Source organism: Segnochrobactrum spirostomi, assembly GCF_009600605.1.
GTDB classification, from domain to species: Bacteria; Pseudomonadota; Alphaproteobacteria; order Rhizobiales; family Segnochrobactraceae; genus Segnochrobactrum; species Segnochrobactrum spirostomi.
This window is the reverse complement of record NZ_VWNA01000001.1, coordinates 34,317-56,649: the sequence shown is the minus strand read 5'-3', so window position 1 is coordinate 56,649 and position 22,333 is coordinate 34,317. Positions and strand designations below refer to the sequence as shown.

General features: G+C 68.2%; 22 protein-coding genes. 11 read left to right on the top strand and 11 right to left on the bottom strand.

Annotation, left to right across the window (positions count from 1 at the left end; translation table 11 throughout):
- Nucleotides 1-29: 29 nt before the first annotated feature.
- The 5 genes from F0357_RS00300 to F0357_RS00280 all read right to left on the bottom strand — a co-directional run bounded on the left by F0357_RS00300 (nucleotide 30) and on the right by F0357_RS00280 (nucleotide 8,252).
- Nucleotides 30-2,387, bottom strand: a complete 2,358-nt coding sequence (locus F0357_RS00300; protein ID WP_153477476.1) for a Tex family protein — start codon at nucleotides 2,385-2,387, stop codon at nucleotides 30-32.
- A gap of 199 nt (nucleotides 2,388-2,586) precedes the next feature.
- The gene (locus F0357_RS00295) at nucleotides 2,587-4,074 is read right to left on the bottom strand and encodes a Ppx/GppA family phosphatase (RefSeq protein WP_153477474.1); all 1,488 of its coding nucleotides are present in this window, start codon (nucleotides 4,072-4,074) and stop codon (nucleotides 2,587-2,589) included.
- 58 nt (nucleotides 4,075-4,132) lie between these two features.
- Nucleotides 4,133-6,340 (bottom strand): RNA degradosome polyphosphate kinase, encoded by a 2,208-nt coding sequence (locus F0357_RS00290; RefSeq protein WP_153477472.1) that lies wholly within the window; start codon nucleotides 6,338-6,340, stop codon nucleotides 4,133-4,135.
- 143 nt (nucleotides 6,341-6,483) lie between these two features.
- The gene (locus tag F0357_RS00285; RefSeq protein WP_312861390.1) at nucleotides 6,484-7,170 is read right to left on the bottom strand and encodes an HdaA/DnaA family protein; all 687 of its coding nucleotides are present in this window, start codon (nucleotides 7,168-7,170) and stop codon (nucleotides 6,484-6,486) included.
- Complete coding sequence (locus F0357_RS00280) at nucleotides 7,167-8,252, bottom strand: AI-2E family transporter (RefSeq protein WP_312861389.1); 1,086 nt, start codon at nucleotides 8,250-8,252, stop codon at nucleotides 7,167-7,169. Before F0357_RS00280 ends, F0357_RS00285 begins: the two co-directional genes overlap by 4 nt.
- Before the next feature lie 270 nt (nucleotides 8,253-8,522).
- On the opposite strand from F0357_RS00280, the gene purM reads away from it, so the two are divergent.
- Together purM and purN are read left to right on the top strand one after the other, a co-directional pair.
- Nucleotides 8,523-9,608: a phosphoribosylformylglycinamidine cyclo-ligase gene (purM, locus tag F0357_RS00275; RefSeq protein ID WP_153477468.1), complete on the top strand. Its 1,086-nt coding sequence runs from the start codon at nucleotides 8,523-8,525 to the stop codon at nucleotides 9,606-9,608.
- The gene (gene purN, locus F0357_RS00270; protein WP_312861388.1) at nucleotides 9,605-10,264 is read left to right on the top strand and encodes a phosphoribosylglycinamide formyltransferase; all 660 of its coding nucleotides are present in this window, start codon (nucleotides 9,605-9,607) and stop codon (nucleotides 10,262-10,264) included. The genes purM and purN overlap by 4 nt, the downstream gene beginning before the upstream one ends.
- 40 nt (nucleotides 10,265-10,304) lie before the next feature.
- Here purN and F0357_RS00265 read toward each other — a convergent pair whose 3' ends face one another.
- Nucleotides 10,305-11,891, bottom strand: coding sequence for an ABC transporter substrate-binding protein/permease (locus F0357_RS00265; protein ID WP_208948142.1), 1,587 nt, complete (start codon nucleotides 11,889-11,891; stop codon nucleotides 10,305-10,307).
- On the bottom strand, nucleotides 11,891-12,643 hold the full coding sequence (locus tag F0357_RS00260; RefSeq protein ID WP_153477466.1) for an amino acid ABC transporter ATP-binding protein: 753 nt from the start codon (nucleotides 12,641-12,643) through the stop codon (nucleotides 11,891-11,893). Before F0357_RS00260 ends, F0357_RS00265 begins: the two co-directional genes overlap by 1 nt.
- 206 nt (nucleotides 12,644-12,849) lie before the next feature.
- On the opposite strand from F0357_RS00260, the gene F0357_RS00255 reads away from it, so the two are divergent.
- Both F0357_RS00255 and rpmG read left to right on the top strand, forming a co-directional pair.
- Nucleotides 12,850-13,500, top strand: a complete 651-nt coding sequence (locus F0357_RS00255) for a hypothetical protein (RefSeq protein ID WP_153477464.1) — start codon at nucleotides 12,850-12,852, stop codon at nucleotides 13,498-13,500.
- A 325-nt stretch (nucleotides 13,501-13,825) separates the two neighbouring features.
- On the top strand, nucleotides 13,826-13,993 hold the full coding sequence (rpmG, locus tag F0357_RS00250; protein ID WP_153477461.1) for a 50S ribosomal protein L33: 168 nt from the start codon (nucleotides 13,826-13,828) through the stop codon (nucleotides 13,991-13,993).
- 125 nt (nucleotides 13,994-14,118) lie between these two features.
- Here rpmG and F0357_RS00245 read toward each other — a convergent pair whose 3' ends face one another.
- The gene (locus F0357_RS00245) at nucleotides 14,119-14,487 is read right to left on the bottom strand and encodes a response regulator (RefSeq protein ID WP_153477459.1); all 369 of its coding nucleotides are present in this window, start codon (nucleotides 14,485-14,487) and stop codon (nucleotides 14,119-14,121) included.
- 130 nt (nucleotides 14,488-14,617) lie between these two features.
- On the opposite strand from F0357_RS00245, the gene F0357_RS00240 reads away from it, so the two are divergent.
- Together F0357_RS00240 and F0357_RS00235 are read left to right on the top strand one after the other, a co-directional pair.
- Nucleotides 14,618-14,896 (top strand): DUF3572 domain-containing protein, encoded by a 279-nt coding sequence (locus tag F0357_RS00240; RefSeq protein ID WP_246161279.1) that lies wholly within the window; start codon nucleotides 14,618-14,620, stop codon nucleotides 14,894-14,896.
- 50 nt (nucleotides 14,897-14,946) lie between these two features.
- A complete protein-coding gene (locus F0357_RS00235; protein WP_153477454.1) occupies nucleotides 14,947-16,254 on the top strand; it encodes a DNA polymerase IV in 1,308 nt (435 codons plus the stop codon).
- A 93-nt stretch (nucleotides 16,255-16,347) separates the two neighbouring features.
- Here the strand turns inward: F0357_RS00235 and F0357_RS00230 are convergent, their stop codons facing one another.
- Nucleotides 16,348-17,247, bottom strand: coding sequence for a cell envelope integrity EipB family protein (locus F0357_RS00230; protein WP_208948141.1), 900 nt, complete (start codon nucleotides 17,245-17,247; stop codon nucleotides 16,348-16,350).
- A 181-nt stretch (nucleotides 17,248-17,428) separates the two neighbouring features.
- Between F0357_RS00230 and F0357_RS00225 the strand changes: the two genes are divergently transcribed.
- The 5 genes from F0357_RS00225 (at nucleotide 17,429) to F0357_RS00205 (ending at nucleotide 21,448) form a co-directional block, all read left to right on the top strand.
- The gene (locus F0357_RS00225; protein ID WP_153477449.1) at nucleotides 17,429-17,893 is read left to right on the top strand and encodes a RidA family protein; all 465 of its coding nucleotides are present in this window, start codon (nucleotides 17,429-17,431) and stop codon (nucleotides 17,891-17,893) included.
- 34 nt (nucleotides 17,894-17,927) lie between these two features.
- Nucleotides 17,928-18,701 (top strand): glycerophosphodiester phosphodiesterase family protein, encoded by a 774-nt coding sequence (locus F0357_RS00220; RefSeq protein WP_153477446.1) that lies wholly within the window; start codon nucleotides 17,928-17,930, stop codon nucleotides 18,699-18,701.
- A 71-nt stretch (nucleotides 18,702-18,772) separates the two neighbouring features.
- Complete coding sequence (locus F0357_RS00215; protein ID WP_246161277.1) at nucleotides 18,773-20,014, top strand: GNAT family N-acetyltransferase; 1,242 nt, start codon at nucleotides 18,773-18,775, stop codon at nucleotides 20,012-20,014.
- Nucleotides 20,015-20,151: 137 nt separating this feature from the next.
- Nucleotides 20,152-20,922, top strand: coding sequence for a sulfotransferase family 2 domain-containing protein (locus F0357_RS00210; RefSeq protein ID WP_153477443.1), 771 nt, complete (start codon nucleotides 20,152-20,154; stop codon nucleotides 20,920-20,922).
- 88 nt (nucleotides 20,923-21,010) lie between these two features.
- Nucleotides 21,011-21,448 carry an HIT family protein gene (locus F0357_RS00205; protein ID WP_153477440.1) on the top strand — a complete coding sequence of 146 codons (438 nt, stop codon included), beginning with the start codon at nucleotides 21,011-21,013 and terminating at the stop codon, nucleotides 21,446-21,448.
- A 157-nt stretch (nucleotides 21,449-21,605) separates the two neighbouring features.
- On the opposite strand, the gene F0357_RS00200 is transcribed toward F0357_RS00205, so the two are convergent.
- On the bottom strand, nucleotides 21,606-21,803 hold the full coding sequence (locus F0357_RS00200) for a type II toxin-antitoxin system HicA family toxin (RefSeq protein ID WP_153477438.1): 198 nt from the start codon (nucleotides 21,801-21,803) through the stop codon (nucleotides 21,606-21,608).
- Between the two features lie 8 nt (nucleotides 21,804-21,811).
- Nucleotides 21,812-22,060 carry a DUF1902 domain-containing protein gene (locus tag F0357_RS00195; protein ID WP_153477436.1) on the bottom strand — a complete coding sequence of 83 codons (249 nt, stop codon included), beginning with the start codon at nucleotides 22,058-22,060 and terminating at the stop codon, nucleotides 21,812-21,814.
- Nucleotides 22,061-22,333 lie beyond the last annotated feature (273 nt).

The following is a 22,333-nucleotide window of genomic DNA, read 5'->3' as shown; positions in this document are numbered from 1 at the left end:
CCGTGCGTCGTCGCCGGGCTGCGCCCTCGTCAGCGCTTGGGCGGCCGCCGGTCGCTCCCGGCACCGCCGCCCTTCGCCTCGGCTGCGCGCCGCAAGGCGTCGGCGAAGGCGTTGTTGCCGGGCGCCTCCGGCTTGCGGCCGCCGCCACCGCTCGGCGCCGGACTCCGGGTCGCCTGGCGCGGACCCGCCCCACGCGGTGCCGCGGGCTCCAGCGGATCGTCGAGCCGTAAGGTCAAGGAGATGCGCTTGCGCTCGACGTCGACCTCGAGAACCTTCACCTTCACCACGTCGCCCGGCTTCACCACCTCGCGCGGATCCTTCACGAAGGTCTTGGACATCGCGGAGACGTGGACGAGACCGTCCTGGTGAACGCCGACATCGACGAAGGCGCCGAACGCCGCGACGTTGGTCACTGTGCCTTCGAGCAGCATGCCCGGCTTCAGGTCCGAGACCTTCTCGACGCCTTCGAGGAACGTCGCCGTCTTGAAGGCGGGGCGCGGATCGCGTCCGGGCTTCTCCAACTCGCGCAGGATGTCCGTGACCGTGGGCAGGCCGAACGTCTCGTCGACGAAGGCCGCAGGTTTCAGCGCGCGGAGCACGGCAGTGTTGCCGATCAGGCCGCGCACATCCGACTTCGCCGCAGTGGCCACCTTGCGCACCACCGAATAGGCCTCCGGATGGACGGACGAGGCATCGAGTGGATCGTCGCCGTTCGGGATGCGCAGGAAGCCGGCCGAGAGCTCGAACGCCTTCGGCCCGAGCCGCGGCACCGCCTTCAGCGCGGCCCGGGTGCGGAACGGCCCGTTGGCGTCGCGATAGGCGACGATGTTGCCGGCAAGCGAGTCGCCGAGACCCGAGACGCGGGCGAGCAGCGGCGCCGACGCCGTGTTCACGTCGACACCGACGCCGTTCACGCAATCCTCCACGACCGCGTCGAGAGAGCGGGACAGCTTGTGCTCGGCGAGATCGTGCTGGTACTGGCCGACGCCGATCGACTTCGGATCGATCTTCACGAGCTCGGCGAGCGGGTCCTGGAGCCGCCGGGCGATCGACACCGCGCCGCGCAGCGAAACGTCGAGATCGGGAAGCTCGGACGAGGCATAGGCCGAGGCCGAATAGACCGAGGCGCCCGCCTCCGACACGACGACCTTGGTGAGCTTCAGGTCCGGCTCGCGGGCGACGAGCTCCATCGCGAGCTTGTCGGTCTCGCGCGAGGCGGTGCCGTTGCCGATCGCGATCAATTCGACCTTGTGGAGACGGGCGAGCTTCGAGAGGGTGGCGAGCGACTCGTCCCAGCGCCGGTGCGGCTCGTGGGGATAGATCGTGCCGGTCGCGACCACCTTACCAGTGCCATCGATGACGGCGACCTTCACGCCCGTCCGGTAGCCGGGATCGAGCCCCATCGTCGCCCGCATGCCGGCCGGCGCCGCGAGCAACAGGTCGCGCAGGTTGCCCGCGAACACCTTGACCGCGTCGTCCTCGGCCGCCTGCCAGAGCCGGCCGCGCACGTCGATGCCGATGTGGACGAGGATCTTGGTGCGCCACGCCCAGCGCACCGTCTCCGTGAGCCAGCGGTCGCCGGGACGGCCGCGATCTTCGACCGCGAAGCGGCGGGCGATCGCGAGCTCGTGCGGCCCGAGCGCCGTTCCTCTTTGTGAATCCGTCGCTTCGGGCTCGATCTTGAGATCGAGGGTCTCTTCCTTCTCGCCGCGGAACAGCGCCAGGATGCGGTGCGAGGGCAGCTTCTTCAGCGGCTCGGAGAAGGCGAAATAGTCGGCGAACTTGGCGCCGTCCTTCTCCTTGCCCTCCCGGACCTTCGAGACGAGGCGGCCTTCGTTCCAGACGAGATCGCGCAGATGGCCGATCAGGTCGGCATGCTCGGCGAAGCGCTCGACCAGGATCGCACGGGCGCCTTCGAGGGCGGCGTCCTCGTCGGCGACGCCCTTCTCCGCATTGACGAACGCGGCGGCGACGGCCTTCGGCTCGCGGGAGGCATCGGCGAGCAGCGCGTCGGCGAGCGGCCCGAGGCCGGCTTCCCGCGCGATCTGTGCCTTGGTGCGCCGCTTCGGCTTGAACGGCAGATAGATGTCTTCGAGGCGCGCCTTGGTCTCGGCCGTCTCGATGGCATGGCGGAGGGCGTCGTCGAGCTTGCCCTGCTCCCGCACGGAGTCGAGGATCGCGGTGCGGCGCTCCTCGAGCTCGCGTAGATAGCGCAGCCGCTCGTCGAGGGTGCGCAATTGCGCGTCGTCGAGCATGCCCGTCGCTTCCTTGCGGTAGCGCGCGATGAACGGCACCGTCGAACCGCCGTCGAGAAGCTCGACCGCCGCCGCGACCTGGCGCTCCTGAACGCCGAGCTCTTCGGCGATGCGGGCATTGATCGATTTCATCAGACGTTCCTCGCGACAGACCGGGACCCCGGATCGGAACCACTCCCGACCGGCGCCCCCTCGCCCCGTTTCAGTGAGATATCCGCTCGCGGCGAAAAAAGGCGCCAGCACGGCATCGCGCTGGCGCGGCCGCACTTCGTGCGTCGCCACCCGGACGGAAAGGCAGGCCGCGCACCCGCGCGGCCCGCAGACTAACGCCTCAGGCGCCGATCACGACGGACGAACCGAGCCCGACGAGCTTGGAGAGCTGCTCCAGGCGCTTGCGGATCACCTCGCCATCGAGGGCGGCGAGATCCTCGGGGATGTGCAGCACCACCTTGTCGTCGCTCGCATCGACCTTGATGCGGCTGACGACACCCGGCGCCGACGCCGACAGCACCGAGGCGACGCGCAGCGCCGCGCCGAGGCAGCGGGCGCGCTCCTTGAGCCGGGTCGAGACCATCTCGCGCAGACGCGGGCTCAAGGCGTCGTCCACGAGCCCGAAATGGCGATAATAGACGGCCATCGCAAGATAGGCGCGGCCGTGGTGATCGACGCCGGTGAACGCGGCGTTCGAAATGATCGCCATGCTCTGCTCGCCGCGATAATCCGGGTGGGCGCGCCATCCGATATCTGCGAGGAGGCATGCGGCAATGCGGAGCCGGCGCTCGTCGGCGGTCTCGTCGATGCCGAGCGCCTGAAAGACGTGCTCCGTCCATTCACCGAGCTCGGCCGCATGGCGCGGCGAGCGGGAGCGCAGCAGCGACATCTCCTCGCACGCCGCAATGAGCGGGTCCTTCGCCTTCTCGGCTGGATCGAGCCGCTCGTAGAGCAGGCCTTCGCGGATGCCGAGCGCCGAGAGCACGACCTGCTTCGGCTTGCCGGCCTGGATGATCTGCGACATCACGACGGCGCCGAACGGCAGGAGCGACCGGCGCTGGCGCGACACCACCTCGACGGAATCGAGGGAATCGATCGAGCCGCGGGCGACCGTCTTGCAGAAGTCGAGCGCCTCTTCGGCCGGGATGGCATATTCGTGCATGATGTGCAGCGGATAGCCGGTCTGGAACATGTGCAGGCGGGCGAGCGAGCGCCAGGTGCCGCCGATCGCGTAGAAATCGCGGCCCTGCATGATGGTGAGGAGATCGCTCGTGGAGAGCGCTTCCGCCGCAATCTTCTCCGCCTTGCGCACCGAGCCGTCCGCCGTCTCCTGCAAGCGCAGGCCGCCGAGCGGATAGGTGCGGCCGAGGCCGATATGCTCGCCCTTCACGTCGACGAGTTCGAGGCTGCCGCCGCCGAGGTCGCCGGCGACGCCGTCGGGACGCCACACACCGGCGACGACGCCGAGCGCGGAGCGGCGGGCCTCCTCGGCTCCGGACAGGATCTCCACCCTGCAGCGGCAGATCCGCTCAATCTCGGCGATGAATTCGGGGCCGTTCGAGGCGTCGCGCGCCGCGGCGGTCGCGATCACGTCGAGCGTGCGCGTGCCCATCTGGTCGCAGATCTGGCGGAACCGGCCGACGGCCTTGAGCGCCATCGCCACCCCATCGGCCTGTAGCCGCCCGGACTTGGCGATGCCGCGGCCGAGGCCCGCCAGCACCTTCTCGTTGAAGAGAACGGTCGGCGACCGGCACAGCCGCTCGTAGATCACGAGGCGGACGGAGTTCGATCCGATGTCGATGACCGAGATCGGACCGAACCCCGGCAATCGCCCGGGCGCCGGCTCCGGCAAAGGCAGGGATGTCGCGGCGGAAGGCCGCGACGGCTCAGTGCCCAAGGCGCTTGGAGAAGGGCTTGGGGGAGTCTGTTTGGAGTGACTTGCCACGTCCCGACAACGAAGGGTTGGTCATGAAGTACTGATGGGCGTTGAACGGCTCTTCGCCCTCTGCCGGGTGGATACGACGGTGACCGCCGTCGGGCAAGAGCTCCCAGCTCTGTTGGTTGTCGGTAAGGTTCGCGACCATGATCTGATCGAGCACCTGGGCGTGCACCGTGGTGTTCTCGATCGGCGCCAGGGCCTCGACGCGGCGGTCGAGGTTGCGCGACATCATATCGGCGGAGCCGATATAGACGGTTGCCTGGGGCGACGGCAGGCCGTGGCCGTTGCCGAAGCAGAAGATGCGGCTGTGCTCGAGGAAACGGCCGACGATCGACTTCGCCCGGATCGTCTCGGAAAGCCCCGGCACGCCCGGCCGCAGGCAGCAGATGCCGCGCACCACGAGATCGATCTCCACCCCGGCGCGGCTCGCGTCGTAGAGCGCGTCGATGATCTGGGCATCGACGAGAGAGTTCATCTTCATCCAGATCTGCGCCGGGCGGCCCGCCTTGACGTGCTCGATCTCGGCCTCGATCGAATCGAGGATGCGCTTGCGCACCGTGAGCGGCGAGATGGCGAGCTTGCTGAGTTCACCCGGGCGCGCATAGCCCGTGATGAAGTTGAAGATGCGCGCGACGTCCTGGCCTATCGCCGGTTCGGCGGTGAAGAAGGACAGGTCGGTATAGATGCGCGCCGTGATCGGGTGATAGTTGCCCGTGCCGATGTGGCAATAGGACCGCAGGTTCGAGCCCTCGCGGCGCACCACCATCGACAGCTTGGCGTGGGTCTTGAGCTCCAGGAAGCCGAACACCACCTGCGCGCCGGCGCGCTCGAGATCGCGGGCCCAGCGGATGTTGGCCTCCTCGTCGAAGCGGGCCTTGAGCTCGACGAGCGCCGTCACCGACTTGCCGGCCTCCGCCGCTTCGACCAGAGCGCGGACGATCGGCGAGTCCTTCGAGGTGCGGTAGAGGGTCTGCTTGATCGCCACCACGTCAGGGTCGCGCGCGGCCTGGGACAGGAACTGCACGACGACGTCGAACGATTCGTACGGGTGATGGACGACGATGTCCTTCTGGCCGATCGCGGCGAAGCAATCCCCACCGTGCTCCCGCACCCGCTCCGGGAAGCGGGGCGTGTAGGGCACGAACTTCAGCTCCGGCCGGTCGAGCCCGACGAGGAAGGACAGGTCCTTCAGGGCGAGCGCGCCATGGACGAGGAAAATCTCGTCGTCGATGACCCCGAGGGCGCCGGCGACGAAGCGCTGCAGCGGCTCCGGCGTCGAGTGCTCGATCTCGAGGCGGATCACCGAGCCGCGGCGACGGCGCTTCAGCGCGCTCTCGAACAGGCGGACGAGATCCTCAGCCTCTTCCTCGATCTCGATGTCCGAATCGCGGATGACGCGGAAGGCGCCCTCGCCCCGCATCTCGTAGCCGGGGAAGAGGCGGCCGATGAACAAGCCGATGGCGTTCTCGAGGGCGATGAAGCGGACGCGCGTCTCGCCTTCCCCCGCCGGCAGGCGGATGTAGCGGTCGACCTGAGCGGGGACGCGGATCAGCGCGATCATGCGCTCGCCGGTCGGTGCCGCGAGCTCGAGCACCAGCGAGAAGCCGAGATTGGGGATGAAGGGGAACGGATGCGCCGGATCGATCGCGAGCGGCGTCAGCACCGGGAACACGTGGGCGAGAAAGAAGTCCTCGAGCCATTCCCGGTCGCGGGCGTTGAGGTCCGGCTGCTCGACGAGGACGATGCCGTAATCGACGAGTTCCGAGCGCAGCGAGCGCCACTGCTCCTGCTGGGCCGATTGCAGCCGGCCGACGGCCTCGCTGACGAGGGCGAGCTGCTCGGTCGGGGTGCGGCCGTCGTCGCTCAGGAGATCGACCTTGGCGCGCTGCTGACCGCGCAGGCCGGCGACGCGGACCATGAAGAACTCGTCGAGATTGTTCGCCGAGATCGACAGGAAGCGCAGGCGTTCGAGGATCGGGTGGCGCTTGTTGGCCGATTCCTCGAGGACGCGGAGATTGAACTGGAGCCAGGAAAGCTCGCGGTTCACAAACCGGGAGGGATCTTGGCGGATGTCCGCGTGGCCCTCGCCCGCCGCGTGGGCCGCCGTCTCGGGAAGCTGCTCGGCGCCGGCTTCGGCCACAGTTTCAATGTCCATGATCGCCCTCTCTCCCACGTCGCCGGACACGTTAGACGCGCGGAAAAATGCCGCCCGACGAAGAAACCGCTCCAGCCTCTAATCCGGTTACCCCCAAAGTATGACGGATTTTTCGCGGTCGTGACGTCTTTGTCACCGATGTGTCACGCGACACCCTCGATTGGGCGCGCGAGAACCTCCGCGACGAGCCCGCGCGTCACCGGGCGCCGCTGGGCGAGGGCCTCCCGATCGATTTCCGCCACGAGGCGGTTTGCCGCCGCGAGCGAGCGTTCCATGCGGGCGAGCAGATAATCGATGACGCCCGGATCGACGGCAAACTGCCGGTCGGCGAACAGCTTGACGACGACCCGGCGCAGCAGGTCGTCGTCGGCCTCCTGCATGGTCACGCGGGTCGCCGCCCGCAGGCGCGAGCCGAGGTCTGGCAAGCGGACGGACCATTCCTCCGGCGGCGTGCGCGCCGTGAGCAGGAGACCGGGCCCGGTCGCCGCCGCGTTGAGGAGGTGGAAAAGGGCGACTTCCGCGATCGGGCCGGAATCGACGTCCTCGACCGCCAGCGGGCCGGCCGCGGCGGCGATCGGGTCGATCCCGCCCAGGTCAGCCGCCGCCACGATCTCCGCCCCGGCATGTTGCCGCCACACCGCGACCAGATGGCTTTTTCCCGAACCAGCGGGGCCGACCAGAACAACGAGCCGGCTCGGCCAGCCGGGCCAGCGATCGATCAGTTCGGCGGCCGCCGCATTTGTCGGTCCGACGAGGAAATCGTCACGCCCGAGGGCCGGCGCGGCGGGCAGCGCGAGAGGCAACTGCACCCGCCGATCGTCGCCCGTCACGGCACGTGATCTCCGCCCGCCACGCCCCGATAGAATGGGCTCGCCTTGTAGCGGGCGATGCCGAAGCGGGCGAGGACGCCGACGGCGGCCGAGGCGGGAACGGCGACGAGCAGGCCGACGAAGCCGAACAGGTAGCCGAAGGCGAACAAGGCGAACATCAGCCACACCGGATGCAGGCCGATATTCTCGCCAACGAGCTTCGGCTGGAGGACGTATCCCTCCAGGAACTGACCGAAGGCGAAGATCGCGACGACATAGCCGACCGACGTGTATTCCGGCCAGAACTGGCCGACCGCAACGCCGACCGACATCAAAAATCCGAGGAACGACCCGACATAGGGGATGAAGCTGATCATCCCGATTCCGATGCCGATCAAAAGGCCGAAATTGAGCCCGACGACGCTCAGCGTCGCGGCGTAATAGATCGCGAGCGAGATCGAGACGAGCACCTGACCGCGGATGTAGCCCGAGACGCCGTGGTCCATCTCCTGGAACAGTTCACGGATCGTCGCCGCGTGGTCCCGCGGCAGCCAACTGTCCACCTGCTCGACGAGCCGTTCCCAATCGAGCAGCATGTAGAAGGCGACCACGGGGGTGACGACCAGGAGCGAAACGACGGAGATCAGCGCCTGTCCGCCCGTCCAGATCGACGTGAACAGGCTCGCCAGCCATTGGGTGCTCTGGGTGACGACCTGGCCGAGCGAGGATTGCAGGTCCTGCATGGACATGCCGAGGATCTGAGAGATCTTCCCGTCGCCCTGGAGCTGGCGCGTCACGAAGGACTGCAGCGCCGTCGCATAGCGCGGCATGTTGCCGATGAAGCCGCCGATCTGGTGCCCCAGCACCGGGACCAGGATGACGAGAACGAGCGCGAAGATCACCACGAACGCGGCGAGGATGATCAACGTCGCGACGAGCCGGCTACAGCCGAACTGCTGAAGCCGATCGGCGATCGGGTTGAGCAGGTACGCCAGAATCATGCCGGCCACGAACGGCAGCAAAATCGGCGCGAAGACGAATAGAAAGAGGACGCACGCCACGAGGGCGCCCACCCAGAAGGCGATCTGACGTCCGAGACTCACGCCCTGCGATCCTTCCGAGACGCCCGAACAAGGCGGATTGCCGCCTGGCATTGTGCACTGCGGCGCAGAAAACGAGATAGGGTGTGCCGGCGCCCAGCGTCAAGCTGCAACGAAGCCCTGTTTCGAGGCGGCGCGGCGCTTGCCTTCACTTCGTTCACGCTTCATACCTCCGGCTCCGGGCACCGGCCGGCCGCCGGGTCCTCTCAGATCACGACGAAATCCGCGACCGCCGCGCGCCCGAGGCGCGTTTCGACACAGGATCAGCCTCCGATGCCCTCCAGCGAGCCCCACGCCTCGTCCCCTTCCTTCACCTATTCGGACGCCGGCGTCGATATCGATCGCGGCGATGCGCTGGTGAAGGCGATCTCCGGCCTGGTGCGGCGCACCGCGCGCAGCGGCGCCGACGCGGCGATCGGCGGATTCGGCGGCATCTTCGACCTCAAGGCCGCCGGCTTCTCCGATCCGCTTCTCGTCGCGGCGACCGACGGCGTCGGCACCAAGCTCCGCGTTGCGATCGAGGCGGGCGTTCACGAGACGGTCGGCATCGACCTCGTCGCCATGTGCGTCAACGATCTCGTCGTGCAGGGCGCCGAGCCGCTCTTCTTCCTCGATTATTTCGCCTCCGGCACGCTCGACGTGGCGGTCGCGACTGCCGTCGTCTCCGGCATCGTCGAGGGCTGCCTCCAGGCCGGCGCCGCGCTGGTCGGCGGCGAGACCGCCGAGATGCCGGGGCACTATACCGAGGGCGATTACGATCTCGCGGGCTTCGCCGTCGGCGCCGTCGAGCGCGACCGCCTGCTGCCGCGCGGCGACGTGCTGCCGGGCGACGTCCTGCTCGGCCTCGCCTCCTCCGGCGTGCATTCCAACGGCTATTCGCTGGTCCGCCACATCGTCGCCGCGGAAGGCCTCGGCTGGGATGCCGCCTCACCGTTTGGCGGCGGCGACAGCCTCGGCCGCGCCCTGCTCGCCCCGACGCGCATCTATGTGAAGCCGCTGCTCGCGGCGTTCGCCGCCGGGCGCGGCATCAAGGCCCTCGCCCACATCACCGGCGGCGGGCTGACCGAGAACATTCCCCGCGTGCTGCCGGGCGACGTTGCGGCCCTGATCGAGCTCGACCGCATCGCCGTGCCGCCGGTGTTCTCGTGGCTCGCCCGCGGCGGGCGCATCGAGGCCAAGGAGATGCTGCGCACCTTCAATTGCGGCATCGGCATGGTGGTGGTGGTGTCGCCCGAGGAGGCCGACGCCGTCACCGCGACGCTCCGTGCCCACGGCGAGACCGTGTCGGTGATCGGCGAAATCATGCCGCGCGGCGGTTCGCCGGTGGCCTATCGCGGCGATCTGGGGCTCGGCGCGTGACCGCCGGACCGCGCCGCCGCGTCGGCGTCCTCGTCTCCGGGCGCGGCAGCAACATGGCCGCGCTGATCGAGGCCGCCGCCGACTCGTCCTTTCCGGCCGAGATCGCGCTGGTCCTGTCGAACCGCCCCGGAGCCGGCGCACTCGACCGTGCCGCGGCAGCGGGCCTGCCGACGGCGGTGGTCGATCACAAGGCCTATCCCGACCGCGAGAGCTTCGACCGCGCCGTCCACGCCGCGCTCGTCGCCGCCAACGTCAAGCTCGTCTGCCTCGCCGGCTTCATGCGTCTGCTGACGCCCTGGTTCGTCGAAACGTGGCGCGACCGGCTCATCAACATCCACCCTGCTCTGCTGCCCGCCTACAAGGGCCTCCACACCCACGAGCGCGCGCTCGCCGACGGGGTGAAGCTGCACGGCTGCACGGTGCATGTGGTGCGGGCGGAGATGGACGTCGGCCCGATCATCGCCCAGGCGGCGGTGCCGGTCGTCGAGGGCGACGATCCGGACAGCCTCGCGGCCCGCGTTCTCAAGGCCGAGCACGCGCTCTATCCGGCCGCCCTCGCGTTGTTCGCGAGCGGGCGGGCCGTGGTCGACGGCGAACGGGTCCGCATCAGCGGCGAGCCCGCCGCTCCGCCGGCGCTGGTCTGGCCGGCTGCGTGAGCCGACCGGCCGAGCGCGGCGCTGGGTCCCGGTCGAAACCTCACTGACTCGAGCGTGTGACGCCGCGGCTGACGTGCTTCTCGGCCCAGCGGGCGAGCCGCACGAACGGCAGGCCGATGATCAGATAGATCGCGGCGACCAGGATGCCCGTGCCGAAATAGTCGTAATAGGTCGTGGAGATCTGCTCATAGGTCTTGGTCAGCTCGACGAGCGAGATGACCGACACCAGCGACGAATCCTTGATGAGCGAGATGAAGTCGTTGGTGGTCGGCGGCAGCACGATGCGCGCCGCCTGCGGGATGATGACGTGGCGCAGCGATTGGCGCTCCGTCATGTTGAGCGCCACAGCCGCCTCCATCTGCTGGCGCGGGATGGCAAGCAGGCCGGCGCGATAATTTTCAGCCTCATAGGCCGCATAGTTGAGACCAAGGGCGAGCACGCCGGCGACGTACGGGTCGAGTTGCACGCCGATCTTCGGCAGGCCGTAGTAGATGAACAGCACCTGGATCAGGAGCGGCGTGCCGCGCACCACCTCGATGTAGATCTGGGCGACATGGTCGAGAATTTTGCCGCCATAGACGCGGCAGAGCGCGAGCGCCGCGCCGAGCCCGACCGCGAGCACCATCGCGAGAATCGAAATCTGCAGCGTCATCACCGCCGCCCAGCCGAGCTGGGGCAGGAAGCGGGCATAGCGCTCCAGTTGCGCCTTCCAGCCATGGGGCTGCGTCGCGTCGACGAAGTGTTCGTAGGCCGAAGGCTGCGCCTGCATCGGGCGGGCGTCGCCGGTCACCTGCGCCATCATCGGCGTCCACAGGCCCCAGCGGTCCAGCACCTCGCGCAGCGAGCCGTCCTGGATCATCTGCGACAGCGCCGTGTTGAGGGCGGCGACGAGATCGGGATGAGCGCCCTTCTTCACCGCGATGCCGTATTGGATCTGGCCGACCGGCTCGCCGGTGAATTGCAACTCGCGGTCCGGCTGCGCGTAATAGACCGCGATCGGGAAATCCATCACCGTCGCGTCGATACGCTTCAGCTTGAGATCGGAATAGGCGTCGATCTCCTCGTCGTAGGTGCGCACGTCGATGTTGCCAGCGGCGCGCAGGATATATTCCATCTGGCTCGACTTGAGGGTGCCGACGCTCTTGCCCTTGAGGTCGGCGACCGTCTGCAACGGCGCATCGCCCCGCCGGATCACGATCTGCCCGAAGGTCGTGTAATAGGGGATCGTGAAATCCGCCGCCGCCTGATGGGCCGGCGTGATCTCGAGCCCGTCGATGACGAGATCGTAGAGCCCGGCATTGAGCCCGGGGATCAGGTTGCCCCAATCGTTCTGGACGAGGACCGGCTTGCGGCCGAGCTTCTTGCCGATCTCCGTCATGATATCGACCTCGAAGCCGGTCGTGACGGTCGGGTCGGCGGGGTCCTTGAAGACGTAGGGCGCGCCGCTCGTCGCGTCGGCGCCGTAGCGCAGCGGCGGGCCGGACGGCGCCGCCGTCTGCGCGAACGCCCCGGTCAGACCGGTGAGGATCAAGAGAAGAGCGAGGGCGAGGCGCATGGCGATCCCCAGAAAGGTCGGTTCGGGCTCGGACGTCGCGCGGGCTTGCACGGCGTGGGCGGCGGCCGGCATCAGATGAAGCGGCGCAGGAATTGCCGGGTGCGCGGGTCCTTGGGGTTCTCGAAGATCTCGTCCTCGTCGGAGATCTCGACGATCTCCCCCTTTTCCATGAAGACGATGTAGTCGGAGGCGTCGCGGGCGAAGCGCATCTCGTGGGTCACGATGATCTGCGTCATCCCCTCCGCGTCGAGCTCCTTCATGACGTCGAGCACTTCGTCAACGAGGCCCGGATCGAGGGCGGAGGTCGGCTCGTCGTAGAGCATCACCCTCGGAGACATCGCGAGCGCGCGGGCGATCGCGCCGCGCTGCTGCTGTCCGCCGGAAAGATGGATCGGGTAGAGATCGACGTGCTCGCTGAGCCCCACCTTCTCGAGCAGCCGCTCGGCGATTGCGGCCGCCTCGTCGCGGCTCACCCCCTTCACCACCATCGGCGCCAGCATGACGTTCTGCATCAGCGTCTTGTGGGGGAAGAGGTTGAAGCTCTGGAACACCATGCCGACGTTCTTGCGCAGCCGATGGGCGATCTCGTCGAGGCCCTGCGTCTGGCCGGGCTTGCGCTCCATCACGACGCCGCAGGCCTCGATGAGGCCCGAATCCATGCTTTCGAGCCCGTTGAGGCAGCGCAGCAAGGTGGATTTGCCGCAGCCCGACGGGCCGATCATCGAGACGAGGTCGCCCTCCTCGATCTGCAGGCTGACCCCTTTGAGGATCGGCTTGTTCCCGAAAGATTTACGGAGGTCCTGAACGCGAAGTATCGGCTGCATGGCACCCCCAGCCTTCACGAAAATTATCGTTATCCGGCATCGCGTAACCCGGCTCGACGACAGTAGCGTGACACTTCCGTGCCGAGCGCGCCGCCACGGACGGCCGGGCCGCGGCAGCTTCGCGCAAGCTTCACTGCACACCTCTTGAGCGGGGGCGGATCATCGCCGCGCACGGGGGCTGTGCGCAGGCCGAAGTGAGGCGAGCCATGTCCACAAGCGTGTCCTCCGTTTCCGCCGCGAAACTCGACGCCCTGACGCGCGAGCGTGACGCCGCCCTCAAGGCGCTCGAAGAGGCACAAAAAGCCCGCGATGCCGCCGCGGCCAAGACCCAGCAGGCAATCGTCGACCGCGACACGCAGCAGATCGCGGACCTCCAAGCCCAGCAGGCGGTGAGCGAAATCTCCGCCAGCGACGACACCGCGAGCGCCACCCGCAAACCGGCGGCCCTGATCGACGTCTCGACCCTCAAGGCGAGCGTGGACGCCGCGGACGCCCGCCCCCCGTCGCCGACCTCCGCGGCGCCCGACTCCCGCGATGGTTCGCTCAACGACGTCCGGGACGACGTGAACACCCTCGCCGACGCCCTCTCTCGGGGTGATTCCGATGCCGCGCTGAGCGCGAGCGGGTCGCTGTCCCAGAGCGTGCGCCACGCCCTGACCGTCGCGCTGTCGAGCCCGGCCGGCGACGTCAGCGACGCCAAAGGCCCCATCGATAAGGAGCCGATCGGCAAGTCCGTCACACCGGGCGGCGCGGAAGCCGCGGACCGCCAGCGCGATGCGCGCTCCGCGCGGGCGGAAAAAGCCTATCAAGACCAAATGACAGCGCCGGATGCCAACCCGCTCGGGATCGCCGGCTGACGGGCGCACCCCGACGGCGGCGGGCCGGTGCGCCCTCCCCCATTCGGGCGCACGGCGCGCGGCTCCGCGCTTGACTTTCGGACGCCGTTCCGTCAGTTTCCGCGCTCATTCGGACATTTGGCGCCGGACCCGGGATGCCGATCTTCGGTCGGTGTCGCTCGATAGCGTCGTTCAGATGTCACCGCCGAAGGATGCGTTCCGGTTGGAGCCGCCTGCCGCGCGGAGCAGCTTCGAACCTGGAGCTCTTTCCAGGCCGTTCAACGGAACGGCGCGGAAAGGGCTCCGACCATCCGGGCGCAGCCCGACAATTTAGGGATTTGGCGCTATGGCCAAGGCTACTACGATCAAGATCAAGCTCGTCTCGTCCGCGGACACCGGCTTCTTCTATGTCACGAAGAAGAACTCCCGCACGATGACCGAGAAGATGACGCAGCGGAAGTACGACCCCGTTGCGAAGAAGCACGTCGAGTTCCGCGAAGCCAAGATCAAGTGATCGGCGCGGCGCGATCGACGCGCCGCCTCACCATCGAAAGCGCGCCGAGCCCCGCTCCGCGCGCTTTTTCTTTGCCTGCGATCAGGACCGGCTCCGAGCGATTCGTCCCGGGGCGGCGCCTTGGATCACTCGCCGAGGAAGCCCCGCACCGTCTCCATGAACTTGGCGACGGAGATCGGCTTCGACATGTAGGCCTCGCAGCCGCCTTCGCGGATGCGTTCCTCGTCGCCCTTCATGGCGAAGGCGGTAACAGCGACGACCGGGATCCGCTTCAAGTTCGGGTCGGCCTTGATCTGCTTCGTCACCTCGAGGCCGGAGACCTCCGGCAACTGGATATCCATGATGACGAGGTCCGGGCGATGCTCGCGCACCATCTCGATCGCCTCGCGCCCGTGGTTGCTCTGGAGCGTCCGATAGCCGTGGGCCTCCAAAAGATCGTGAAAGAGCTTCATGTTGAGCTCGTTGTCTTCCACGATCAGAACGGTCTTCGCCATCGGGCCCTCACTGCGCGCACCGGTCGCGCATCGCCCCGCGCCCGGCAGGGATCATAGGTGGCACTGGAACAGAGCGAAACAAGGTCCCGCAAACATGGCAAGAACGCACGCTCCCTATGGTAAACCGACGATGGCCGCCGATGCCGAGGCCGTGGCGATCGCGGGGCTCCGATTTCTCGCCGGAGAGCCGGAGCGGCTCGAGCGGTTCCTTTCCCTCGCCGGGCTGAGCCCCGAGACGCTGCGGGAAGCGGCCGGCACGCCAGGTTTCCTGTCGGCGGTGCTCGAACACATCGCGGCCGACGAATCCCTCCTCTTCGCCTTCGCCGAGACGGAAGGGCTGACGCCGGCCAGGGTCGAGTCCGCCCGGATCGCCCTCGGCCGCGTTGTCGGATACGATTTCGGGGCTTAGGCTTCGCCGGACGGCACAGGGCCGTCGCAGAGGACATCGACACGGCGCCGATGGCACCCGCCGGTCCGCACGCATCCCTCGCCGATGCCGCCTTGTGCCGGGATTGCCTGACGCGCAGCCCGGTGCTTGATCGGCGCTGCCCGCATTGCGGAAGTCCACGCCGCCTGCGCCATCCAGAACTCGACCGCCTTTCCATCGCCCACGTCGATTGCGACGCGTTCTATGCGACGATCGAGAAGCGCGACGATCCGAGCCTACGCGACAAGCCTGTGATCATAGGCGGCGGGCGGCGCGGCGTCGTCTCCACCGCCTGCTACATCGCCCGGATATCGGGTGTGCGTTCGGCGATGCCGATGTTCAAGGCGCGCGAGCTTTGCCCCGACGCGGTCGTGATCCGGCCGAACATGGAGAAATATTCCGCCGTCGGCCGGCAGGTTCGCGAGATGATGCTGGCGCTGACACCGCTCGTGGAGCCGATCTCGATCGACGAGGCCTTCCTCGACCTTTCCGGCACGGAGCAACTCCACCGCGCGACGCCCGCCGAGACGCTCGCCCGCTTCGCCAAGGCGGTGGAGAACGAGATCGGCATCACCGTCTCGGTCGGGCTTTCGTACGCGAAATTTCTCGCGAAGATCGCCTCGGATCTCGACAAGCCGCGTGGCTTTTCCGTCATCGGGCGGGCCGAGGCAGTCGATTTCCTCGCCGGCCAGCCGCCAACCATGCTGCCGGGTGTCGGTAAGGCCGCTGCGGCGCGGCTCGCCCAGGCCGGCCTCTCCTCGCTCGGCGCCATCGCCGCCGCGGATCCGGCCAACCTGGTGCGCCTCGTCGGCGCCTACGGCCTGAAGCTCCACGCGCTTGCCCGCGGCATCGACGAGCGCAAGGTGACCCCGGAGGGCCAGCGCAAGAGCGTCGGCGCGGAAACGACCTTCGACACCGACGTCGCCGACCGCGCCCACCTGTCGGCGACGCTCAGGGTGCTGTCGGAAACCGTGTCGCGGCGCCTGAAGGCGGCGGACCTCGCCGGGCACACAGTGACGCTCAAGATGAAGACGCCGGATTTCCGCCTGCTGACGCGGGCTCGCCAAATCGGCGACCCGACCCAGCTCGCCGACCGAATCCACCGCGCCGCGATCGACCTGCTCGCCCGCGAGCCGGACCGCGCCTACCGGCTGATCGGCGTCACCGTGTCGGATCTCTCGGCCGGCGCGACGGCGGACCCGGGCGATCTCGTCGATGTCGGCCAGACCAAGCGCGCCAAGGCGGAGCGGGCGATGGACGCGATCCGCGACAAGTTCGGCCGATCCGCCGTCGAGATCGGCCTGACCTTCGGCCAGAGCGGACGCGGCCGGCGGGACTGACGCACGGATACGCAGGCCCCGTTTGCAGCCAGCGCCATCGCATATGGTTCGATCCACGCTGCGTTTGCAGCGGGCCGCCTTCGCGCCGTCCACTTACTTCGTGCAATCCTTGGCGGTCGGCAGCAGGTCGAGCTGGGTCAGCTTGCTGTCCACGACGAAGTCGCCGTAATCGAGCTTCAGCCGCCGGGTGACGCCGTTCGCATAGAGCAGGAACGACATCTGGTAGCTCGGCGTCTGTTCGCCGGAATGCCCCTCGACGGGGTCGAAATAGCTGAGCCGGATCGGCCAGTGGCGGATGCCCTTGAGGTTCGCGACGGCTTTCGCATCGTCGCCGTCGTCCGGGTCCGGGCCGGTCACTTCCTTGCCGATGAAGGCCGTCGTCGCATAGACCTGCTCGCCGTCGTCGGAGCCGTCGTAGAGGTCGGCTTGAACGACCGTCTCGCCCTTCTCCGCCGCCTCGATCAGGCGGGCGAGATGCTGGGTCGGGAAGACGACGCCCTTGGCGAGCTCCTCGCGCTTCTTCGCCGGCTGGACGAGATCGACGAGCACCTCGCCGTGCTCGCGCTTGGCGACGCCCTTGGTCTCGTCGCTCTTCTGCTGATCGACGAAGCTCTGAGTCAGAAACTGATATTCGTTCGCCTCGCCGCCCTCGAAGCTCGAGGTTCTGAGGTCGGTGGTGCGCGTGGTGCCGTCGTCGTCCTCGACGCGGGTCACCATACGGAAATTGACCGTGAAGCCGTCGCAGGCCGAGCCGGTGAACTCGAACACCATGCGGCCCGACACGTCGTTGACGGAGCCGTCGTCGCTCGTGTCGCCGAGGGAGAGGTCGTAGACGGCCCGATGCGGCGCAAAGGCGGAGACCGCCGGGTCCGCGCCCGCCCACGCCGGCAGCGCCGTCGCCGCCATCAACAGCAGAAGACCGGCCGTTCCCAAAACGCGCACGGCGACCCGCCGTATGGCCGAACCGACCCGCCAGACTTGAACCGACGCCATCACGAATTCCCTGCCAAGCCCTGATCCAGCCCCGTCCGGTCGATCCGTTCGGCCTTCTGCCGTTCGCATCCGAGGGAGGCGGAACGATGACGGCGCGTGATCACCGCGCCTAGGATGCGACAGTTGCAGCGATTTGCAAATTCCGCCATGACGGGCAGACCCCAAATTGAGGAGCCCGCTTATGTCGGAGACTGCGGAAGCCCGTCTCGCCGCCCTTGGCATCGTCCTGCCGACGCCCGCCACCCCGGTCGCAAACTACGTGCCCGCGGTCCGGACTGGCAACCATCTCTACATCTCCGGCCAGCTTCCTCTCGATTCGGAAGGCTTGCGGTATCGCGGCACCTGCGGCGCCGACGTCGATGTGGATGAGGCGCGCGCCGCGGCCCACCTCTGTGCCGTCAACGTGCTCGCCCAGGCGAAGGCCGCGCTCGGCGATCTCGAGAAGATCGTGCGCGTCGTGAAGATCGTTGGCTTCGTCGCCTCGACGCCCGATTTCGGCGACCAGCCGAAGGTCGTCAACGGCGCCTCCGACCTCCTCGTCTCGGCGCTCGGCGATCGCGGCCGCCATGCCCGCTCCGCGGTCGGCGTCGCCGCCCTGCCCTTCGGCGCGCCCGTCGAAGTCGAGGCTATCCTGGAAGTCGCCTGATCGATCCGTGCGGACGGCCGCGAAGGAGAACGACATGCCTGAGTTCGCCTGGTTGACCGCCCGTCCGATCGCCCATCGCGGTCTCCACGACGTCGCCGCCGGCCGGCTCGAAAACACGCTGCCGGCCGCCGCCGCGGCGATCGAACACCGCTTTTCGATCGAATGCGACGTGGGCCTCTCGTCGGACGGCGAGGCGATGGTGTTCCACGACGACACCTTGGAGCGCCTGACCAACGCGAGCGGCCCGGTCACGGCGCTTAGCGCGGCCGATCTCGCCGGGCTGACCCTCAAGGGCACCGACGCCCGCATCCCGACCCTCGGCGAGCTCCTCGCCCTCATCGCCGGCCGGGTGCCGCTCGTCATCGAGCTCAAGAGCACCTGGGCCAAGGGTGGGCGCGGCCGCGCCGTCAACCGCGCCCTCATCGAGCGCGTCGCGGCGGTGATCGAGACCTATGCCGGCCCCGTCGCGCTGATGTCGTTCGATCCCGACATCGTCGAGGAACTGCCGCGCGCCGCGCCGACCCGGCCGCACGGCATCGTGGCCGACCGCGCCACCGACGCGCGGGATTATCCCGGCCTCAGCCTGATCGAGCGGTTCGGCCTGCGCCATCTCCTCCACGCCCCGCGCACGCGCCCGGCCTTCGTCGCCTACGACGTCCACGCGCTGCCGATGATCACGCCGCTGCTGCTGCGCAAGTTTTTCCGCGTTCCGCTGCTCACCTGGACGGTGCGCACGCCGGGCGAGCGCGCGGTGGCGCAGGCGAACGCCGACCAGATGATCTTCGAAGGTTTCGTCCCCACGCCTTGAGATGGCCGTCCGGCGACCTAAACTGAGGGAGCCGGCTGCCTTTCCTCCCGCACCGGCCGGAGTTCGGACGGATGCGCGACCGAAGCGACGACATGACCGCGACCCACGAGGTGAAGCTCGCGATCGCCCCCTCCCTGGCGGCCGTGCCGGCCACGGACTGGGACGCGCTCGCCAATCCCGGCTGGCGGCTCGGCGCCCACGGGCGGCTCGAGGCGACCGGAAGTGAATCGCTAGAAAACCCGTTCAATCCGTTTGTCTGCCATGCTTTTCTTGAAGCGCTCGAGGCGGCGGGGACGGTCGGGCGCCGGGCCGGCTGGGTGCCGCAGCACCTGCTGCTCCAGAGCCCGGACGGCGGCCTCGCGGCGGCGGTGCCGGCTTATCTGAAATCCCATTCCCAGGGCGAATATGTCTTCGATTGGGGCTGGGCGGACGCCTTCGAGCGCGCCGGCGGGCATTATTATCCGAAGGTGCAGGTCTCGGTGCCGTTCACGCCGGCGACCGGCCCGCGCCTCCTGGTGGGCTGTGGGCCCGAGGCGGATTGCAAGCGGCGCGTCCTCGCCCAAGGCCTCCAAGCCCTCGCCGCCCAGCGCGACGCTTCGTCGGTCCACGTCACCTTTCCGGAAGAGGACGAATGGGCGACCTTGGTCGAGGCCGGCTGGCTGCCTCGGCTCGACCGGCAATTCCACTGGTACAACGAGGGCTTCGGCAGCTTCGACGACTTTCTGGCGACGTTCGCCTCGCGCAAGCGCAAGCAGGTCAAGCGCGAGCGGCGCGACGCGCTCGCCGACGGCATCGAAATCCGCTGGCACACCGGTGCCGACCTGACCGAGGCCCATTGGGACGCCTTCTTCGCGTTCTACATGGATACGGGCAGCCGCAAATGGGGCACGCCTTATCTCAACCGCCGCTTCTTCTCCCTCCTCGGCGAGCGCATGGCGGAGCGGGTGCTCCTGATCTTCGCCTATCGCGACGGGCGGCCGATCGCCGGCGCCTTGAACCTCATCGGCTCGGATGCCCTCTATGGCCGCTATTGGGGCGCGCTCGAGGAGCATCCCTTCCTGCATTTTGAGGTCTGCTACCATCAGGCGGTGGATTACGCGATCGCCCACGGGCTGAGCCGCGTCGAGGCAGGCGCCCAGGGTGAACACAAGGCCGCGCGCGGCTACCGCGCCACCCTCACCCGCTCGGCCCATTGGATCGCCCATCCGGGCTTGCGCGACGCGGTCGCCTCCTTCCTCGTCCGCGAGCGGGCGATGGTCGAAGAGGAAACCGAATTCCTCGCCGAGCACGGGCCCTTCCGTAAGGAAAATTAAAGCATAAGGGCGCTCCATAAGGGGGACCGGCGGCGGGGCGGACGCGCCCTCACCGCGACGGTTTTCCGGCAGCCCGGCCGGCCGGCGCCTTCCCCGCCCGTCCGTTCGGCCTGCGCCCACCCCTGCCGATTCGCCCGATGAGCCAGCATCCGATCTTTTCGATCCACATCCCGAAGACCGGCGGCACGACCTTCGCCGAGGTGCTCGCGCGCACCTACGGCAAGCGCGTCGCGTTCGCCTACGGCCGCGAGCATCCGCGCACCCATCCCCGGCTGAAGGAGTGCACCCACGTGCTCGACCCGGTCGCCGTGCGGTCGCTGGTGGACGACGGCATTCAGGTCGTTCACGGCCATTTCGGCGCGGCCGATCTCGCCGAGGTCGAGCCCGATCCCCGGCATTGGTGGATCTGGCTGCGCGACCCAATCGAGCGGACCATCTCGCACTTCCATTTCCTGCACGACCAGACCGGTGCGCGGTCGAAGCTCGGGCGGACGGTCGCAAGCGGCGCCATGTCGGTCGGCGGCTTCGCCGGCCACGCCGCGATCCGCAACCTGCAATCCCGTCAGGTCGGCGGGGTGCCGATCGCCGCGTTCGGCTTCGTCGGCATCACCGAGCACTTCGCCGCGGGCCTCGACATGCTCGGCCTGAAGATGCCAGGCGGCCGGCGCGCCTTCGCCAACCTCAACGCGACCAAGGGCACCGTCGACCGCGCCACCCGCGCGGCGATCGCCGCGGAAAATATCCCCGACCTCGCGCTCTATTCCGAGGCCGTCCAGGTCTTCCTCGGGCGCCAGCGCGACGGCCTCTCGACCGCCGCGCCGGCCTTCGCCACGAGCGGCTTCAAGCGCCTCTTCACGGCCCGCGCCAAGCCGCGGCACGCGCTCCGCGAGCGTCCGATTGCCGCTTGACCCGACGCGGTCGGCACGGCGAGATGCGCCTCCGAGATCGCCCGGCCGCGCCAATGCGCGCGGCGGGCGGCAGGCCGAGGAGCCCACCATGACGACGCCCGTCTACGACGATCAGAACGTCTTCGCGAAGATTCTCCGGGGCGAGATCCCGTCCGAGAAGGTCTATGAGGACGACCGCGTCGTCGTGATCATGGACGTGATGCCCCAGGCGCCGGGCCATTCCCTGGTGATCCCCAAGGCGCCCTCGCGCAACATCCTCGACATCGCGCCGGACGACCTCGCCTACGCGATCGGCATCGCCGCCAAGGTCGCCCGCGCCGCCAAGCGCGCCTTCGCCGCGGACGGCATCAACATCATGCAGTTCAACGAGCCGGCGAGCGGACAGACGGTGTTCCACACCCACATCCACGTCATCCCCCGCCACGACGGCGTGGCCCTGAAGCCCCACACCGGCCAGATGGCGCCCCGCGACGAGATCGCCGCCACGGGCGCGAAGCTGCGCGACGCGATCGCCCAAGAGGGGTGATCGGGCGGAGGCCAAGTCGGTGAGCGGGCGGAGGCCGGGTCGTTAGGTCTCCTAGAGTTGTTATGACTCCTGGTTGTGCCGAACTGGCATCGCGCCTGTTCCGCGGAGACCTCCCCGCTCTCCGTCGTCATCCCCTACGGCGCGATCCTGGCATCGATTAGAACCGCTTCGGCAAACCCGCGGCCTTCAGAACAGCATTCGCGGTGTGTCGCTTGGTCGTGTCTCGGGGCACGGTCAGCTTCATCTGACTGACGGGGCTGTACCAGATTTCATGGGAGCCCTTACCTTGGCGGACGACGTAGCATCCTGCGGCTCTCAAGAGCGCGCTCAGTTCAGGATAGAGATTGCCCCCCATCCGGCACCTTAGGCGGCCTGTCGCCGCGCCTTTGCGTGGTACTGGAAGTTCAGCGGAATCGACGCATCTGACGGGCCGCGATAATCGAGCAGATTAGCCTCGACGAGGTCAGCGGCAGCATCGGTGACGATCTCGATGAGAGCGTCGTAGGTCGGCGCTTCGACGATAAGACCGGGGATGTCCGACGAGAGGACGAACCAGATCCCCTCCCCCTCGTCATGGGAGACGATCACCTTGAGATCGGGGCGTTCGCTCATGTTCCGGGCTCCCGTAAGGCCGCGAAACTAGAATACGCCATATCCCGCCACGCGCCACCGGCGAAAAAAGCTCGCAACGTTCCGGCGGTCGCAAAGCACGGCGGGTGCTTGTCCCCCGACGAGCCGGCGCCTAAACTCGCCCTCGTCGCGAAAAACGATCGCCGGCTCCGAGCGCGCATCGCTCCCCGGCCATCGCGTACACGTCAGCCGTGCCCCAAGGCACAGCTCGGCCAGCGTCTCCTGAAACAAGCGCCCGAGACCGATCGGTCGCGG